Origin of the sequence: Streptomyces plumbidurans, assembly GCF_019857225.1 — a bacterium.
Lineage (GTDB): Bacteria > Actinomycetota > Actinomycetes > Streptomycetales > Streptomycetaceae > Streptomyces > Streptomyces plumbidurans.
The window spans coordinates 31,814-47,286 of the sequence record NZ_JAFJSY010000023.1; the positions used below are offsets into that span (position 1 = coordinate 31,814).

The following is a 15,473-nucleotide window of genomic DNA, read 5'->3' on the forward strand; positions in this document are numbered from 1 at the left end:
GGTGTTTTCTTGGAGAAGAAGGTCACACCCCGTCATCCCTCTTCGGCCGCCGACTCGGCTTCCTGGCTTGCCCAGTTGTGGTCCGCGACCGGTACGATCCCCGGAAAGCCGCCGTCCCCCGTTACTGCGCGGCATCATCCGCTACGAAGGTCATCCATGCCCCACAGCCAAACCTCTGCACCAAGCGACAGCCGGGCCGGCGTACGCCTCGCGCGCGGAGCATCGCCGTGGCTTCTCCCGACCGTCGCCACCGCAGCCCTCAGCCTCGCCCGTGCGCGCCGCTCCGGCGTCGCCAAGGCCGTGGCCGTACCCGCCACCGCGCTCGCGGCGGGCATGCTGTGGTTCTTCCGCGACCCCGAGCGCGAGATCACCCGGGGCCGGGTCATCTCCCCCGCCGACGGTGTGGTGCAGAGCATCATGCCGTGGAAGGACGGCCGCACCCGCGTCGCGATCTTCATGAGCCCGCTCAACGTCCACGTCAACCGGGCGCCGCTCTCCGGCACGGTGACGTCGGTCGAGCACATCCCCGGCGGGTTCGTTCCGGCTTTCAACAAGGAGAGCGAGAACAACGAGCGCGTAGTCTGGCACTTCGACACCGAGCTCGGCGACATCGAGATGATCCAGATCGCCGGCGCGGTGGCCCGCCGCATCGTGCCCTACATCCCGCAGGGCACGAAGGTCGAGCAGGGCGACCGCATCGGTCTGATCCGCTTCGGATCGCGCGTCGACATCTACCTGCCCGAGGGCGTGGAGGTCGCGGTCGAGGTCGGTCAGAAGACGGTGGCTGGGGTGACTCGCATTGACCGTGATTGATCCAGAGACCCAGGCGGGCTGGGTGCCCGAGGCCGACGAGGTCGACGACGAGGAGGAGATGCCGCTCTCTCTCCGCCTCTCGATAGCGGACACCCTCACCCTCGGCAACGCCACCTGCGGCTTCATGGCGGTGTACTTCACCACCACCGGCATCCTGATCCCGCACCTGACCGGGGACGACCAGTCGGCGGGCATGGCCCGGCACAGCGCGGCCACCGCGGTGATCCTGATGCTGTGCGCGGCGGTCTTCGACCTGTTCGACGGCCTGGTGGCGCGCAAGCTGCGCTCCTCCCCCATGGGCGCCGAGCTGGACAACCTCTCCGACCTGATCAGCTTCGGCCTGGCTCCGGCGTACTTCGTCCTCGTCTACGGCATGGTCGCGGACGACGCGCATCAGCGGGTGGCGGCGGTGGGGGCGATCGTGGTGCTCCTCGCCGTGGTGCTGAGACTCGCGCGCTTCTCGTGCGTGACGGTGCCCAACGGCATGTTCCAGGGGATGCCCTCGCCGTTCGGGGCGCTGACGGTCGTCTCGATCGTGCTGCTTGAGCTGCCCTTCGTGGCGACGCTCCTGGCGATCCTGGGCACCGCCTGGCTGATGGTGAGCCGGGTGGAGTACCCGAAGCCGCGCGGTCGGCTCGCGGTCGCGATGCTGGGCTGGATCGTCGTGTCCATGGGCCTGCTGGCCTCCTGGGCCTTCGACGCCCCGGGCGGTCAGCTGCTGCTCCAGACGGGCTGCGCGCTGCAGCTGGTCACGGGCGCGGTCATCCCGCTGTTCGCCACGGCCCGCCGGGTGAACAACTTCCGCGGCAACCGCCGCGAGGCGCGCGCGGCCCAGCTGCCGTAGCCGCCGACGCGACACGCCCGAGGGGGCCCGGACCGCTCATGGTCCGGGCCCCCTCGCACGTCCGCCCCCCGGGGGGAGTTCAGCTCGCCGGGGTGTACTCCTGGGCCGCCTTCGACGCCCCTGCCTGGCGTACGACCTTCATGCCGCCGGTGACGTTCTTGTCCGGCTTGAGGATCACGCTCTCGCGGGAGGAGGCGGCAGCGGGGTCGCTGAAGTCCTGGGTCGTGCCGAAGCCCATGTCGAAGGAGTCGATCGACAGCAGGGCCTTGTCGACGCCCTCCCGGGTGAGGTCCTTGCTCGCGCAGGCCTTCTTCAGGGCCTCGCCGAAGGCCGACGCGGCGGTCCAGCCGGCCACGATGCCGTTGTCGAGGGAGTCCTTCGGATAGGCCGCCTTGTAGTCGGCGACCAGCTTCTTCGCCTCGGGGGTGTCCGCGCCGATCGGCAGCGACGGGGAGGCCACGTAGTAGTTCTTCATCAGGGCCGGACCCGCCTCGGTGGCGAGGAGCTGGGGTGCGAAGGCGGAGTTGTTGCCGATGATCGGCACATTGAAGCCGCTCGCCGCGGCGACGCCGACGAGCGAGGCCGCCTGGCGCGGGCCCGCACTGAGGACGATCGCCTTGACCCCTGCCTTCTTCAGGGCGGCGACCTGGGCCGTCATGTCGTTGTCGGTCGCCTTGATCTTCTGCTGCACCACGGTCAGACCGGCTTCCTTCGCCATGTGCTCGGAGCCGACCAGGGCGTTCTCGCCGTAGTCCCCCTCGAAGTAGACGTGTCCGATCCTGTCGCCCTTCTTGAGGCCCTTCTCCCGCATCAGGAAGTCGACGGCGTTGATCGTCTCCAGGTCGTACGTGGATCCGATGACGCGGATGTACGGGCTGCCGAGCAGCGTCGCCGACCAGGCCTGCGGCAGGACCAGGTCCTTGTCCTGGCCGTCGATGCGCTTCTTGACGGCGGCGACGAACGGCGAGCCGATGAACTGGACGAAGCCCAGCACGTTCGGCTCCAGTTCGGTGTAGCCGGAGACGGCCTTCTGCGGGTCGTAGCCGTGATCGCGGATCGTGAGCTCGACCTTGTAGCCGCAGACGCCCCCGGCGGCGTTCAGCTGCTTCACATACAGCTGCTGCGCCTGGGTGACGCTCTTGCCGAGGGTCGCGTAGACGCCGCTCATGTCGGTGAGCGCGCCGAGTGTGATCGTCTTGCCGGAGATGCCCTCTCCGGTCTTCATCCCGCCCGCGGCGGCCTTGTCGCCGTCGTCCTTGGCCTTGGAACTGCATCCGGCCAGCACGAGCGCGGCGGCGAGCACACCCGCGGCTGCCCTGGCCGCCAACGCCCCGTTCACCCTGCTCGCCCTGTTGACCCTATTCATCCTGTTCGCCCTGTTCGTTCGGTTCATCGTTCCTCCCCTGGGTGGGTCCGTGCTGATCGGGTTCTGGCTCGACGCCGTACGACCGCCCCGGTCAGGCCGCCCGGCAGGAACAGCACCACCAGGACGACGGCGGCGCCGTAGAGGTAGCGGGCCGCCTCGCCCGGGGCGATGCCGTCCGTGCCCGGCGCGGAGACGAGGGGCAGTGTGTCGCTGTAGCGGGTCAGCACCTGCGGCAGCAGGGAGACGAAGGCGGCCCCGGCCACCGCTCCGGAGACCGAGCCGAGTCCGCCGATGACGATCATGGCGAGGTAGTCCAGGGACAGCGTGATGCCGAAGTAGTCGGGCACCGTCCGCTGGAACACCAGCGCGAGCAGGACGCCCGCGAGGCCCGCGTACATCGACGACAGCACGAAGACCGCGGCGCGGTGGCGGGCCACCGGGACCCCGAGCACGCCGGCCGCGATGCGGTGGTCGCGGATGGCGTTCATGGCCCGCCCGGGACGGCCGCGCAGCACCCCGCGGGCGAACAGCGCGCAGGCCGCGAGCAGGACGAGACCGGCGTACCAGAGCTTCTCGGCGGAGCCGAACGGCACGGCGGCGACGTCGATTTCACGGTCGTCGAAGGTGAGGCCGAACAGGCTCAGCGGGGGTACGTCGCGGCCGTTGGCGCCGCCGGTCAGGTCGTGGGCGTTGAACATGATGTGCTGGCCGATGAAGACCAGGGCGAGGGTGGCGATGCCCAGGTAGGCGCCGCTGAGCCGGCCCGAGATGGGGCTGAACAGTCCGCCCGCGAGGCCCGCGACCAGTACGGCGAGCACGGCCGCGAGCCAGGTCGGCAGGCCGAGCCCGGTCAGGCCGTCGCCGCCGTCCGCGGCGAGGACGCAGTAGCCGTAGGCGCCGACGGCGAGGAAGAAGGCGTGTCCCATGGAGAGCTGGCCCGTCGCCCCGGTGAGGAGATTGATGCCGATGGCACCGATCGCGGCGGCCATCGCGAACAGCCCGGCCTCCAGCCAGAAGCGGTCCAGGTAGAACGGGAACGCGAGGAGAAGGACGACGGCGACGGCCCACGCCCAAACACGCGGTCGGACGAGCCGGATCCGATGGAGGCCGGACCGGGGAGCCCTCTCGCGCGCCTCGTCACGGTGCAGCACCTCAGACACGGGCGAGCTCCTTCGTGCCGAACAGCCCCGCGGGGCGGATGAGCAGGACGGCGACCATGACGAGGTAGGGCGCCAGGTCGCCGAGGCCGCGTCCCAGGAAGGTCAGATCGCTCTGGTATCCGGTGGCCAGGGACTCCGTGACGCCGACCAAAAGGCCGCCGACGAGGGCGCCCGTCGTGGAGTCGAGGCCGCCGAGGATGGCCGCCGGGAACGCCTTGAGCGCGGCCAGCGAGGTGGCCCGTTCCAGGCCCGGGGTCGGGAAGACCGTGAGGAACAGCGCGGCCACGGCGGCGAGACCGCCCGCCACCGCCCAGGCCCCGAGCGACACCCGCCCCAGCCGTACGCCCATCAGCGCCGCCGTCTCCGCACTCTCGGCGGCGGCGCGCATCGCCACGCCCCACGAGGTGTAGCGGAAGACCAGCAGGAACGCGGTGATGAGCAGGGCCGCCGTCACGAACGCGGCGATCCGGGTCTGCGCGAGCGAGATCGGCCCGACGCTGACGACGGCGTCGCCCCAGGGATCGCCGAGCGTGAGGACGTCCGTGCCGATACGGCGCGTCAGTTCGGTGGTGAGCAGGATGTCGACGCCGATGGTGACGATGGCCAGGACGCTGTGGTCACTGCCCCGGTAACGCCGTATGACCACGAACTCCACGGCGGCGCCCACCAGCGCCGCACCCGCGATCCCGGCCACGAGGGCGGGCCAGAAGCCGATGTCGTCGTGCAGGACGGCGGTGATGTATCCGCCCGCGAGCAGCAGCGAGGCATGGGCGAAGTTGACGACCTCGGTGGCCCGGAAGATCACCACGAACCCGAGCGCGATGAGCGCGTAGACGGAGCCCAGGGACAGTCCGTTGAGGAGGATCTCGGCGAAGGTGCTCATGCTCCCGCTCCCAGGTACGCGCGGACGACTTCCGGGTCGTTCTGTACGTCGGCGGGAGGGCCGTCGGCGATGCGGCGCCCGAAGTCCAGGACGGTCACCGCGTCCGCGAGCCGCATCACCACCCCCATGTCGTGCTCCACCAGCACGATCGAGATGCCGAGGCCGTCGCGGACGCCCGCGATGACGGCGGCGGTGCGGCGCCGTTCGTCGGCGGTCATGCCCGCGACCGGCTCGTCGAGGAGCAGCAGACGCGGTTCCATGCACAGCGCGCGGGCGAGTTCGGCGAGCTTCTGCTGTCCGTACGGCAGGGAGCCCGCGGGCGCGTCGAGGCAGTCGTCGATGCCGACGAACTCGGCGATCTCCCGCACCCGCGCCCGGTGCAGCCGCTCCTCGCGCGCCGCCGAGGGCAGCCGCAGCCCGGCGGCCAGGAAGCCGGTGCGGGTCAGCCGGTACCGGCCGAGGAGCAGGCTGTCGGCCACGGTGGCGTGCGGCGGCAGCGCGAGGTTCTGGAAGATACGGGCGACACCGAGACCGGCGATGCGGTGCGCAGGCATCCGGGTCAGCTCGTGCCCGCCGAAGCGGACGCTGCCCGCGGTGGCCCGGTAGACACCGGACAGCACGTTGAAGCAGGTGGACTTCCCGGCGCCGTTGGGCCCGATGAGGGCGTGCACGGTGCCGGGGCGGACGGTGAAGCCGACGTCGTCGAGTGCGGTGAGCCCGGCGAAGCGGACGGTGAGGTGCCGTACTTCCAACGTCTCTGTCGTGGTCCGTGCGCCGGGGGTCTCCGTCACGCCGCTCACCCCTGCCACCGCGTCAGCGTCCGTGTGCCGGCGCCGGCCTCTGCCGCGTCCGCCGCCGCGTCCTCGTCGACCACGCCCAGGTAGCGGCGGCGCACCTCGTCCGAGGCGGCCAGCTCTGCGGCGGGTCCGGACAGGGTCACCTCGCCGACTTCGAGGACGTACGCCCGCTCGGCCAGGCGCAGGGCGAGTGCCGCGTTCTGTTCGACGAGGAGGACCGAGGTGCCCTGGTCGTTGATCTCCTTCACGGTCTCGGCGATCCGCTCGGCCATCAGCGGGGCGAGGCCGAGGGAGGGCTCGTCCAGGAGGAGGACCGCGGGGGCGGCCATCAGGGCGCGGGCGACGGCGAGCATCTGCTGCTCGCCGCCGGAGAGCAGACCGGCGCGCTGCCGGGCGCGTTCGGCGAGCACCGGGAAGAGTTCGTGGACGCGGTGCAGAGCGGCCGCGCGCCGCGAGCGGGGGCTGCCGAGTGCGCCCGCGGCCAGGTTGTCGGCGACCGTCATCCGGGCGAACACCTGCCGCCCCTCCGGCACTTGGGACACCCCGGCGGCGACCACCCGGTCCGGCGGCAAGGTGTCGAGGCGGCGACCGCCCAGGCTCACCGTGCCCCCGACGACCGCGCCGCCGTGGAAGGACAGCGTGCGGCTGATGGCCCGCAGCAGGGTCGACTTGCCCGCGCCGTTCGCGCCGAGCACCGTCACCACGGCCCCTTCGGGCACGTGAAGGGACACGCGTCGCAGTGCCCGCACGGGTCCGTATCCGACCGAAAGATCGTCGACGACCAGCCCGGATCCGCCCATGGACTCCCCCCTCGCTCTCGCCCGGTGTGGCGCTCACCCCAGCACCGGCGGGGGCGCGCGTCCACGCCGTACGGCCGAATCGCTGCCGACGCCCAGCGCGCCCCGCCGGACGTTGTGCGCGTGCACAACACCGCGTGTCAGGGGCCTGTGCGCGACCGTGTCCCGGTGGCATGCTCCGGCCATGGGAGGGCGCCGACCGCGGACCGGTCATGACTGGAAGCTGCTGGCGGAGGCCTGCGAGGCCCTGCTGGAACGGCTGCCGGAACTTGTCGACGAACATGTCCGGCAGCTCATCGAGTACTCCCCCGTCTACGGGCAGGTGCTCCCGTACGACCAGCAGTGGCGGGAGGCGGAGGAGGCGATGCGGGTCGGGATCGAGACGCTCGCCGCGCCCCGGGACTCGCCGCGCCGCGACCTGGAGCGCGCCGAGGACGCGGGACGGCGCAGGGCCCGGCAGGGACTGCCGCTCGACCTCCTCGTGCACGCCTACCGCAACGCCGGCTATCTGCTGTGGGACGCGCTCGTGGAAGGGGCGTCGGGGCGCGAGCCGGAGCGGCTCGCGGCGCTGATGCGCTCGACGACGATGGTGTGGTCCGCGGTGGACGCGCAGACCCAGGCGGCCTCGGAGGCGTACCGGGCCACGGAGGCGGAACTGCGGCGGCGCACGGACGAGCAGTTGCAGGCGCTGCTCGACGCGCTGCTGGAGGGGCAGGCGACGCCCGGACTGGCCGCCCGGGCGGCAGCGGGCCTCGATCTGCCGGAGCACGGGCCGTACGCGGTGGTGGTGCTCCGGGCCGGGCGGCGGGAGGCGTGGGAGCGGCCCGTGCGGGGGGCCGGGTTCGGCTTCATCTGGCGGATGCGGGCGGACTGCGAGGTCGGGGTCGTCGCGCTGGGGCCGGGCCAGAGCCTGGACGAGGTGGCGCGGGTGCTGGACGGGCGGTGCGCGGGGCCGGGCGGCATCAGCCCGGTGGTGCCGGGGCTCGCCGAGCTGGGCCGGGCCCGACGGCTGGCCGAACTCGCCCTGCGCACCTGCCCACCGGACGCGAACACGGTCGTACGCCTGGACCAGCGCATGCCGACCGCGCTCGTGGTCAGCCAGCCCGAGCTGGCGGACCGTCTGGTGGCGGACGTGTTCGGCGGGTTGCTGGAACTGGAGCCCGCCGACCGGGCGGTCCTCCTGGAGACCCTCGACGTATGGCTGGGCTGCGAGGGCTCGGCGGGCCGCGCCGCGGGACGGCTGTACTGCCACCGCAACACGGTCTTCAACCGGCTGCGCCGCCTGGAACAGCTGACGTCCCGCTCCCTGGCCCGCCCCCGGGACCTCATCGAGATGACGCTGGCCCTGGATGCGTACAGGTTGTCGGGGGCACGGGGGTGAGGGGCGCCCGGTCCGGTGGTACCCAGGCAGGTCCGACGGGTGCCGGGGCGCGGGTGCGACCCGCGCCGGTTAACCGGAGCCGAGACGGGGCGGTCGACCGGCGCCGGTCGCCCACGCAGCCGAGATCGCGTGCGCGACCGGCCCACGTCCAATAGTTGCCGCGACCACGCGGGCTACCGGCCCGGGGCCGAAGCCTGCCGGGGCACGCCCCCGCGTGACCGGCTTGACTCCGACAGCTGCGAGGGCGCCCTGCCTGACCGGCCCAGGTCCGACGACCACCAAGGCACGCCGCGTGAACGGCCCGGATCCGACGACCGCCAAGGCACACCCCGCCTGACCGGCCCAGCCCAGCGCCCGCCAAGGCACACCCCACCGGGCCGCGGCCCGAGCCCGACGCCCGCCACAGCACACGCCGCGTGACCGGATCCGACGACTGCCAAGGCCCGCCCCACCTGACCGGACCGAGCCCAGCGCCCGCCACAGCACAACCCGCGTGGCCGGACCGGTCCGACGACCGCCACCGCACAACCCGCGTGATCGGATCCGACGACTGCCAAGGCCCGCCTTACGTGACCGGACCGCACCCGACAACCGCCAAGGCACACCCCACCGGGCCGGTCCGAGCCCGATGCCCGCCAAGGCACACCGCGTGACCGGCCCGGGTCCGACGACCACCACAGCACAACCCGCGTGACCGGACCGGGCCCGACGACCACCACAGCACACCCCACGTGACGGACCGGGTCCGACGACCACCACAGCACACCCCGCCCGACCGGACCGGCCCCGGCGACAGCCGAGGCATGCCCTGCGTGTCCGGCCCGGGCCCGGTGGAACGGCAGGCTCAGGTCAGGAAATCCCCGGCGACGCGCTCGGCGACCCGTTCCAGGATGGGGCCCGCCTCGGCGATGCACTTGGCCACGTCCGGCTCGGTGTCCGTGAGGGGGTAGACGCGGCGGATGCCTGCGCGGCCCAGTGCTTCGGGCGCCAGGGCGAGGCGGCCGCATACGGCGACGACCTCCTTGTTCGCGGCGCGGGCGGCGGCGGCGACGCCTGCGGGGGCCTTGCCGTGCAGGGTCTGCTCGTCGAGGGAGCCCTCGCCGGTGATCACCAGGTCCGCCCACTCCAGCGCGGGCGCGAAGCCGAGGACCTCGAGCATGACCTCGATGCCGGGGCGGAAGCGGGCGCCGAGGAGCAGGGCGCCGTAGCCGATGCCGCCGGCCGCGCCCGCGCCCGGGGAGGCCGCGTACTCCGCCGCCTTCGCCCCGACCGCTTCCTCCAGCACCTTGGCGTAGTGCGCGAGGGCGGCGTCCAGGGTCTCCACGTCGTCCGGGGAGGCGCCCTTCTGCGGGCCGTAGACGGCGGGCGCGCCCTTCGGTCCGGTCAGCGGGTTGTCGACGTCGCTCGCGAGCACCAGCTCGACGGAGCCGAGGCGCGGGTCGAGGCCGGACAGGTCGGCGGACGCCAGCCCGCTCAGACCGCCGCCGCCCGGAGCCACCGGTTCCCCGTCCGCGTCCAGGAACCGGGCGCCGAGTGCGGACAGCATCCCGGCGCCGCCGTCGGTGGTCGCGCTGCCGCCCACTCCGAAGACGATGCTCCGGGCGCCCGCGTCCAGGGCGGCTCTCAGCAGTTCTCCCGCGCCGTACGTGGACGCCGTGAGCGGTGCGAAGACGCCCGCGGGCAGCCGCTGCAGCCCGCTCGACTCCGCCATCTCCACGACCGCCGTGCCGCCGCGCAGGGCGAACGCCGCCGTCACCTCGTCCCCGAGCGGTCCGGCGACACGCACCTCGCGCCGCTCGAACCCGGCCGCGACCGCCGCGTCCACGGTTCCGTCACCGCCGTCGGCGACGGGCAGCGCCTCCACCTGAACGGTCGGCACGACCCGGCGCAGACCCGCCGTCACGCGCTCGGCGACCTGCACGGCCGTCAGCGACCCCTTGAACTTGTCCGCGGCGATGAGCACCCTCTGGGCGCTCCTGCCTGCAGCGTCCGCCACCTTGTCTTCCCCTTGCTCTCCGGGCCCCGCGCACGTCGGGGCCAGTCGCGCCGCTGCGACCTTAACCGCAGGACGCCCCCGCCGTCATGCACCGCCCGGCCCGTGGGACGGGGCTCGGAGCCTCCTGTGTGCCGACCCGTGACTCGCCCATGCTCCCTCACCCAGGCGCGGGCAGGCGCCCCGTAAGTGGGTAGACCATCAGCTATGACCCCTGTGGGCACTGAGCCAGAGCTCGCCGACCGCATCCTCGGGGGCTGGCTCGGCCGGATCGCGGGCAACATGCTCGGCAAACCGGTCGAGCAGGGCGACCTGTGGACACGTGAGCGCATCGACCGCTACCTGCGGCAGGCCGCCGCCCTGCCGCTGACCGACTACCTCCCCGAACCGGCCGTCGAGAGCGACGGCTTCGAGCTGCGCCCCGAGTGGCGCCAGTGCGTACGCGGCCGCATCCACGGCAGCTGCCGCGACGACGACGTCGACTACGCGATCCTCGGCCTGGACCTGCTGGAGACCCACGGCTTCGCCTTCAGCACCGAGCAGGTCGGCGAACTGTGGCTGCTGCGGCTACCGTACCTGCAGACCTTCACGGCCGAGCGGGCCACGTACCGCAATCTCGCCAATGGGCTCAAACCGCCGCTGACGGCCACGTACGAAAACCCGTACCAGGAGTGGATCGGCGCCCTGATCCGCGCCGACATCTACGGCTGGACCCGCCCGGGCGCCCCGCGCCGTGCCGCCCAGCTGGCCCGCCGGGACGCGGTGCTGTCGCACACCGGCAACGGCGTCTACGGCGCGATGTGGGCGGCCGCGCTGGTCTCGGCGGCGTTCACGGCGCCCACCGTGCGGCACGCGGTGGACCAGGCACTGGCCGTCGTCCCGGCGAGCAGCCGCCTCGCGCGCACCGTGAGACGGGTCGTCTCCCTCCATGACACCCGGATGACCTGGGAGGACACGCTGACGACGGTCTCCGAGGAGACCGCCGGGCTCGGCTGGATCCACACCATCCCGAACGCGGCCGTCCTCACCGCGGGCCTCCTCTACGGCGACGGCGACTTCACCCGCACCATCACCCTCACCGTCCGCGGCGGCCTCGACACCGACTCCAACGGGGCGACGGCCGGTTCGGTGGCCGGAGTGCTGACCGGAGCGGACGCCATCCCGGCGCAGTGGAAGGAGCCGCTGGAGGACACCGTCCGCAGCGCTGTGTTCGGCTTCGACGGGGTGCGGATCAGCGAGCTGGCGGAACGGACCCGCCGGCTGACTGAGGTGGACGGCTGACGGGTGCCGGACGGAGAGGACGGACGGCCGCGCATGGATGGGGGAGGCAGCGGCGCCGGGGAGCTGGTCACCCCCGTCCTGCTCACCCGTCCTGCTCACCCGTCCTGGTTACCCTTCCTGGTTACCCTTCCTGGATGACCAGCTCTGAAGAATTCGCCGCGTACATCGCGGGCCTCCCCCGGATCCTCTCCGGTGCCGCCGCCCTCTTCCGCGACGCGGAGGGCCGGGTGCTGCTCGTCGAGCCCAACTACCGCGAGGGCTGGGCCCTTCCGGGCGGCACGATCGAGTCCGACGGCGGGGAGACCCCGCGCCAGGGCGCGCACCGCGAGACGCTGGAGGAGATCGGGCTCGACGTCGAACTGGGGCGGCTGCTCGCCGTGGACTGGGTCTACCGCGCGGGCTGGCCGCCGCTGGTGGCGTATCTCTACGACGGCGGAGTGCTCACCGCGGACGACCTCAAGGCGATCCGTCTGCAGGAGGAGGAGCTGCTGTCCTGGCGTCTGGTGGAGCGTGACCGGCTCGCCGACCATCTGCACGGCACCCTCGCCCGGCGCGTCATGGTGGCGCTGGACGTCCTGGCGGAGGGCTCGGGCACGGCGGAGCTGGAGAACGGCCGCCGGGTGGGCTGACGCCTACCGCGGTGCCTCGTCCCGGCCGATGTGCCCGTGGTGGATCTCGCTGTGGTCGCGGTCGTTGCAGGCGTCGTCCACCGACTGGGCGGTCCACGGCGCGGCCACCGGCACGAGCGTCAGGGCGTCCTTGCAGAGGGCGTCGGGGGTCAGCGTCCTGCCCCCGATGTTGATACGCCCGTGATTGCCGTCGTCGGCGTGGGCGGGCGCGGCGAGCGTGAGGCCGACCATGGTGAGCGCAGCGAGGGCGCCGATCTTCTTCATGGCCTGGCCAACGACGCCGGGATGGCCAGGTCACGCCCACCGAAACTCCTTGGCTCCGAGCGGGGACGCGACCGTAGGCTCGCCCCATGAACAGGCCTCTCGTCGCCCTTCTCAGCGGCGCCGGTATCTCGACGGACTCCGGTATCCCCGACTACCGCGGCCCGAACGGCCTGTGGCGCAAGGATCCCGAGGCCGAGAAGCTCGTGACGTACGAGTACTACATGAGCGACCCGGACATCCGGCGGCGGTCATGGCTGATGCGCCGCGAGAACCGGACGCTGCAGGCCGAGCCGAACGCCGCGCACCGCGCCGTCGCCGAGCTGGAGCGGTCCGGCGTACCGGTGCGGGTCATCACGCAGAATGTGGACGGGCTGCACCAGCTCGCCGGCCTGCCCGCCCGCAAGGTGCTCGAACTGCACGGCAGCGCGCGGAGCGTGGTGTGCACCGGGTGCCGTGCGCGCGGGTCGATGGAGGAGGCGCTGGCCCGGGTCGACGCCGGGGAGGCCGACCCCGCCTGCCGGGAGTGCGGCGGCATCCTCAAGTCGGCGACCGTCATGTTCGGCGAGCGGCTCGACCCCGTGGTGCTCGGCGAGGCGGTCGCCGTCACCAAGGCCTGCCAGGTCTTCATCGCCGTCGGCAGCAGCCTCCAGGTCCAGCCCGCCGCCGGTCTCGCGGGCGTCGCCGCCGACCACGGGGCGCGCCTGATCATCGTCAACGCCGAGCCGACGCCGTACGACGAGCTCGCGGACGAGGTCGTGCGCGAGCCCATCGGCACGGCACTGCCCCGGCTGCTGCGCGGGCTGAGCACGGAATCGGCCGGCTAGTCGCCGCGTCCCTCGGCGAGGGTGTGGGCGACGAGGGCGTTGGCGTGGCCGTGGCCCAGGCCGTGTTCGGTCTTGAGCCAGTTCACGAGTTCCCTGTGCTTGGTCAGCGGCGAAGAACGGATGAGTTCCTTCCACTCGGCTATCGGGCGCCCGTACTTCTTCTCGATGGAGGGGAAGTAGCTCGCGGGGCCCTTGACGGTGTCGGTCATGTCTGCCGTTCCCTCTGTTCGTTCGTGGCGGTGCTGTCGCCTCTATGACCTGCGGTCACGGTCGATCTCATCGGGCCGCGCATGTGTACCGCGTCACAGCCAGAGGTGGCGGTCAGAAGAGGGAACTCCCCCTCTCGAAGTCCAGCAGGCGCTGCTTGCGCTCCAGGCCGCCGCCGTAGCCGGTGAGGCTGCCGTTGGCGCCGACGACGCGGTGGCAGGGGACGATGATGCCGATCGGGTTCCTGCCGTTGGCGAGGCCCACGGCGCGGGAGGCGGACGGTTTGCCGAGGGCGTCGGCGAGTTCGCCGTAGGAGCGGGTCTCGCCGTAGGGGATGCGGCGCAGCTGGTCCCAGACGGTGCGCTGGAAGGGGGTTCCGTTCAGGCGGAGTTCGAGGGTGAACTCCTTCAACTCCCCGGCGAAATAAGCCGTCAGCTGTTCCTCGGCCTCGGCGAACGGCCGCTCGTCGGGTTCGCCGAACGTCTCCTCGGGCGGACGGTGGCGCTGTTCGGTCATGTAGAGGCCGCTCAGCACGCCGTCGTCGGCGACGAGGGTGAGGAGGCCGTACGGACTGTCGATCACGGTGTGCTGCTTCACCGGGCTCATGGTGAACGTCCCTATACCGGAAGGAAGTTGATCGGGTGGTTGTCGGTCGCCCACAGGTACTGGACCGCGTACGCCCGCCAGGGGCGCCAGGCCGCCGCGCGGGCGGTGAGGGCCGCCGGGGTGGACGGCAGGCCCAGCTCCTTGGCGGCGCGGCGGATGCCGAGGTCGGTGGGGAGGAAGGCGTCGGGGTCGCCGAGGGCGCGCATGGCGATGACGTCGACCGTCCAGGGCCCGAAGCCGGGGAGGGCAAGCAGCCGGGCACGAGTCTCGGGCCAGTCGCTCTCGGGACCCAAGTGGATGCTGCCGTCGGCGAGTTGACCGACGAGGGTGGTGAAGGTGGTGCGCCGGGTGCGCGGCATCGCCAGGGAGTCGGGATCGACGGCGGCGAGCGCCTCGGGGGTCGGGAAGACGTGGGTGAGGCCGCCCTCGGGGTCGTCCACCGGGTCTCCGTGCGCCGTGACCAGTCGGGCGGCGTGGGTGCGGGCCGCGGCCGTGGAGACCTGCTGGCCGAGCACGGCCCGTACGGCGAACTCGGCCTCGTCGACCGTGCGCGGGACGCGCCGCCCCGGGGCCTTGTCGACCAGCGGGGCGAGCAGTGGGTCCGTGCGGAGCTGGTCGTCGATGGCGACCGGGTCGGCGTCCAGGTCGAGCATGCGCCGGCAACGGCTGATGGCCACGGTCAGGTCGCGCAGATCGCCGAGGGTGAGGCGGCAGGCGATGTGGTCGGGCTCGGGGGCCAGAGTCACGATGCCGTGGCCGTAGGGCAGGCGGAGCGTGCGGCGGTAGGCCCCGTCGCGCCACTCCTCCACCCCAGGTACGGCGGTGGCGGCGAGGTGGCCGAAGAGGTTGTCGGGGTTCAGCGGAGTGCGGAAGGGCAGCCGGAGCGTGAGCGTGCCCGGGGTGGCTGCTGCCGGTGCGCTCTTCTTCGGCAACCGGGCCCGTAGTTCGCTCGGGGCCAGGGCGTAGACCTCGCGCACGGTGTCGTTGAAGGTGCGGATCGAGGAGAAGCCTGCGGCGAAGGCGATCTCCGCCATCGGGAGGGTCGTCGTCTCGATCAACAGGCGGGCGGTCTGGGCGCGTTGGGCGCGGGCCAGCGCGAGCGGTCCCGCGCCCAGCTCGGCCAGCAGCTGGCGCTCCACCTGGCGGGTGCTGTAGCCGAGCCGGGCGGCGAGTCCGGGCACGCCGTCGCGGTCGACGACACCGTCAGCGATCAGCCGCATCGCCCGGGCCACGAGGTCGGCGCGCCGGTTCCACTCCGGGGAGCCCGGGCTGGTGTCGGGGCGGCAGCGCTTGCAGGCCCGGAAGCCGGCCTGCTGGCAGGCGGCGGCGCTCGGGTAGAAGGTCATGTTCTCGGTCTTGGGCGGTACGACCGGGCAGCTGGGCCGGCAGTAGATGCGGGTCGTCAGGACCGCCGTGAAGAACCAGCCGTCGAAGCGCGCGTCCTTGGACCGGACGGCGCGCACACAGCGCTCTTGGTCGGTGTGCATCCCGTTCTGCATACGTCCAGCATGGGCGACGGGACGGGTGCGGGCTGGCGAGAATCCGACATCGTCCTCGCGTGCGCTGGACCGGCCCGGATCACGGCGCACATGCTCAGGTGGTCGGCGCGGTCACGGCGTGCGCGTGGC

At 72.5% G+C, this 15,473-nt stretch carries 16 protein-coding genes; 6 read left to right on the forward strand and 10 right to left on the reverse strand.

Annotated elements, in window-relative coordinates:
* Window positions 1-156 precede the first annotated feature (156 nt).
* The gene (locus JYK17_RS17065; RefSeq protein WP_108006423.1) at window positions 157-813 is read left to right on the forward strand and encodes a phosphatidylserine decarboxylase; all 657 of its coding nucleotides are present in this window, start codon (window positions 157-159) and stop codon (window positions 811-813) included.
* A gap of 22 nt (window positions 814-835) precedes the next feature.
* Entirely contained in the window at window positions 836-1,657 is an 822-nt protein-coding gene (gene pssA, locus JYK17_RS17070) for a CDP-diacylglycerol--serine O-phosphatidyltransferase (RefSeq protein ID WP_108006425.1), read from the forward strand.
* A gap of 79 nt (window positions 1,658-1,736) precedes the next feature.
* On the opposite strand, the gene JYK17_RS17075 is transcribed toward pssA, so the two are convergent.
* The 5 genes from JYK17_RS17075 to JYK17_RS17095 are packed head-to-tail and all read right to left on the reverse strand — an operon-like array spanning window position 1,737 to window position 6,663.
* On the reverse strand, window positions 1,737-3,023 hold the full coding sequence (locus tag JYK17_RS17075; RefSeq protein WP_108006427.1) for an ABC transporter substrate-binding protein: 1,287 nt from the start codon (window positions 3,021-3,023) through the stop codon (window positions 1,737-1,739).
* A 23-nt stretch (window positions 3,024-3,046) separates the two neighbouring features.
* Window positions 3,047-4,174, reverse strand: coding sequence for a branched-chain amino acid ABC transporter permease (locus JYK17_RS17080; RefSeq protein ID WP_372465156.1), 1,128 nt, complete (start codon window positions 4,172-4,174; stop codon window positions 3,047-3,049).
* A gap of 1 nt (window position 4,175) precedes the next feature.
* Window positions 4,176-5,066 (reverse strand): branched-chain amino acid ABC transporter permease, encoded by an 891-nt coding sequence (locus tag JYK17_RS17085; protein ID WP_108006431.1) that lies wholly within the window; start codon window positions 5,064-5,066, stop codon window positions 4,176-4,178.
* Window positions 5,063-5,857: an ABC transporter ATP-binding protein gene (locus JYK17_RS17090; protein ID WP_108007454.1), complete on the reverse strand. Its 795-nt coding sequence runs from the start codon at window positions 5,855-5,857 to the stop codon at window positions 5,063-5,065. The genes JYK17_RS17085 and JYK17_RS17090 overlap by 4 nt, the downstream gene beginning before the upstream one ends.
* A gap of 5 nt (window positions 5,858-5,862) precedes the next feature.
* A complete protein-coding gene (locus JYK17_RS17095) occupies window positions 5,863-6,663 on the reverse strand; it encodes an ABC transporter ATP-binding protein (protein ID WP_108006433.1) in 801 nt (266 codons plus the stop codon).
* Between the two features lie 181 nt (window positions 6,664-6,844).
* On the opposite strand from JYK17_RS17095, the gene JYK17_RS17100 reads away from it, so the two are divergent.
* Window positions 6,845-8,041, forward strand: a complete 1,197-nt coding sequence (locus tag JYK17_RS17100; RefSeq protein WP_108006435.1) for a PucR family transcriptional regulator — start codon at window positions 6,845-6,847, stop codon at window positions 8,039-8,041.
* An 844-nt stretch (window positions 8,042-8,885) separates the two neighbouring features.
* On the opposite strand, the gene JYK17_RS17105 is transcribed toward JYK17_RS17100, so the two are convergent.
* Window positions 8,886-10,004, reverse strand: a complete 1,119-nt coding sequence (locus JYK17_RS17105; protein ID WP_222810765.1) for a glycerate kinase — start codon at window positions 10,002-10,004, stop codon at window positions 8,886-8,888.
* A 237-nt stretch (window positions 10,005-10,241) separates the two neighbouring features.
* On the opposite strand from JYK17_RS17105, the gene JYK17_RS17110 reads away from it, so the two are divergent.
* Both JYK17_RS17110 and JYK17_RS17115 read left to right on the forward strand, forming a co-directional pair.
* Window positions 10,242-11,315, forward strand: coding sequence for an ADP-ribosylglycohydrolase family protein (locus tag JYK17_RS17110; protein ID WP_222810664.1), 1,074 nt, complete (start codon window positions 10,242-10,244; stop codon window positions 11,313-11,315).
* A 134-nt stretch (window positions 11,316-11,449) separates the two neighbouring features.
* A complete protein-coding gene (locus JYK17_RS17115; RefSeq protein ID WP_108006441.1) occupies window positions 11,450-11,944 on the forward strand; it encodes an NUDIX domain-containing protein in 495 nt (164 codons plus the stop codon).
* A gap of 3 nt (window positions 11,945-11,947) precedes the next feature.
* Here JYK17_RS17115 and JYK17_RS17120 read toward each other — a convergent pair whose 3' ends face one another.
* Window positions 11,948-12,208, reverse strand: coding sequence for a hypothetical protein (locus JYK17_RS17120; RefSeq protein ID WP_222810665.1), 261 nt, complete (start codon window positions 12,206-12,208; stop codon window positions 11,948-11,950).
* A gap of 86 nt (window positions 12,209-12,294) precedes the next feature.
* On the opposite strand from JYK17_RS17120, the gene JYK17_RS17125 reads away from it, so the two are divergent.
* A complete protein-coding gene (locus JYK17_RS17125) occupies window positions 12,295-13,032 on the forward strand; it encodes an SIR2 family NAD-dependent protein deacylase (protein WP_222810666.1) in 738 nt (245 codons plus the stop codon).
* Here the strand turns inward: JYK17_RS17125 and JYK17_RS17130 are convergent.
* The 3 genes from JYK17_RS17130 to JYK17_RS17140 all read right to left on the reverse strand — a co-directional run bounded on the left by JYK17_RS17130 (window position 13,029) and on the right by JYK17_RS17140 (window position 15,332).
* Window positions 13,029-13,241 carry a DUF4287 domain-containing protein gene (locus JYK17_RS17130; RefSeq protein WP_108006447.1) on the reverse strand — a complete coding sequence of 71 codons (213 nt, stop codon included), beginning with the start codon at window positions 13,239-13,241 and terminating at the stop codon, window positions 13,029-13,031. The genes JYK17_RS17125 and JYK17_RS17130 overlap by 4 nt on opposite strands.
* Window positions 13,242-13,353: 112 nt before the next feature.
* The gene (locus tag JYK17_RS17135) at window positions 13,354-13,836 is read right to left on the reverse strand and encodes a methylated-DNA--[protein]-cysteine S-methyltransferase (protein ID WP_128804395.1); all 483 of its coding nucleotides are present in this window, start codon (window positions 13,834-13,836) and stop codon (window positions 13,354-13,356) included.
* A gap of 20 nt (window positions 13,837-13,856) precedes the next feature.
* The gene (locus JYK17_RS17140; RefSeq protein ID WP_222810667.1) at window positions 13,857-15,332 is read right to left on the reverse strand and encodes a DNA-3-methyladenine glycosylase 2 family protein; all 1,476 of its coding nucleotides are present in this window, start codon (window positions 15,330-15,332) and stop codon (window positions 13,857-13,859) included.
* Window positions 15,333-15,473: the final 141 nt, after the last annotated feature.

What these genes read in the sequence shown, in the direction of transcription:
- JYK17_RS17065 (WP_108006423.1), top strand. Translation starts at nt 157, where the DNA reads ATGCCCCACAGCCAAACCTCTGCACCAAGCGACAGCCGGGCCGGCGTA.
- JYK17_RS17075 (WP_108006427.1), bottom strand. Translation starts at nt 3,023, where the DNA reads ATGAATAGGGTCAACAGGGCGAGCAGGGTGAACGGGGCGTTGGCGGCC.
- JYK17_RS17085 (WP_108006431.1), bottom strand. Translation starts at nt 5,066, where the DNA reads ATGAGCACCTTCGCCGAGATCCTCCTCAACGGACTGTCCCTGGGCTCC.
- JYK17_RS17095 (WP_108006433.1), bottom strand. Translation starts at nt 6,663, where the DNA reads ATGGGCGGATCCGGGCTGGTCGTCGACGATCTTTCGGTCGGATACGGA.
- JYK17_RS17100 (WP_108006435.1), top strand. Translation starts at nt 6,845, where the DNA reads ATGGGAGGGCGCCGACCGCGGACCGGTCATGACTGGAAGCTGCTGGCG.
- JYK17_RS17110 (WP_222810664.1), top strand. Translation starts at nt 10,242, where the DNA reads ATGACCCCTGTGGGCACTGAGCCAGAGCTCGCCGACCGCATCCTCGGG.
- JYK17_RS17115 (WP_108006441.1), top strand. Translation starts at nt 11,450, where the DNA reads ATGACCAGCTCTGAAGAATTCGCCGCGTACATCGCGGGCCTCCCCCGG.
- JYK17_RS17120 (WP_222810665.1), bottom strand. Translation starts at nt 12,208, where the DNA reads ATGAAGAAGATCGGCGCCCTCGCTGCGCTCACCATGGTCGGCCTCACG.
- JYK17_RS17125 (WP_222810666.1), top strand. Translation starts at nt 12,295, where the DNA reads ATGAACAGGCCTCTCGTCGCCCTTCTCAGCGGCGCCGGTATCTCGACG.
- JYK17_RS17130 (WP_108006447.1), bottom strand. Translation starts at nt 13,241, where the DNA reads ATGACCGACACCGTCAAGGGCCCCGCGAGCTACTTCCCCTCCATCGAG.
- JYK17_RS17140 (WP_222810667.1), bottom strand. Translation starts at nt 15,332, where the DNA reads ATGCACACCGACCAAGAGCGCTGTGTGCGCGCCGTCCGGTCCAAGGAC.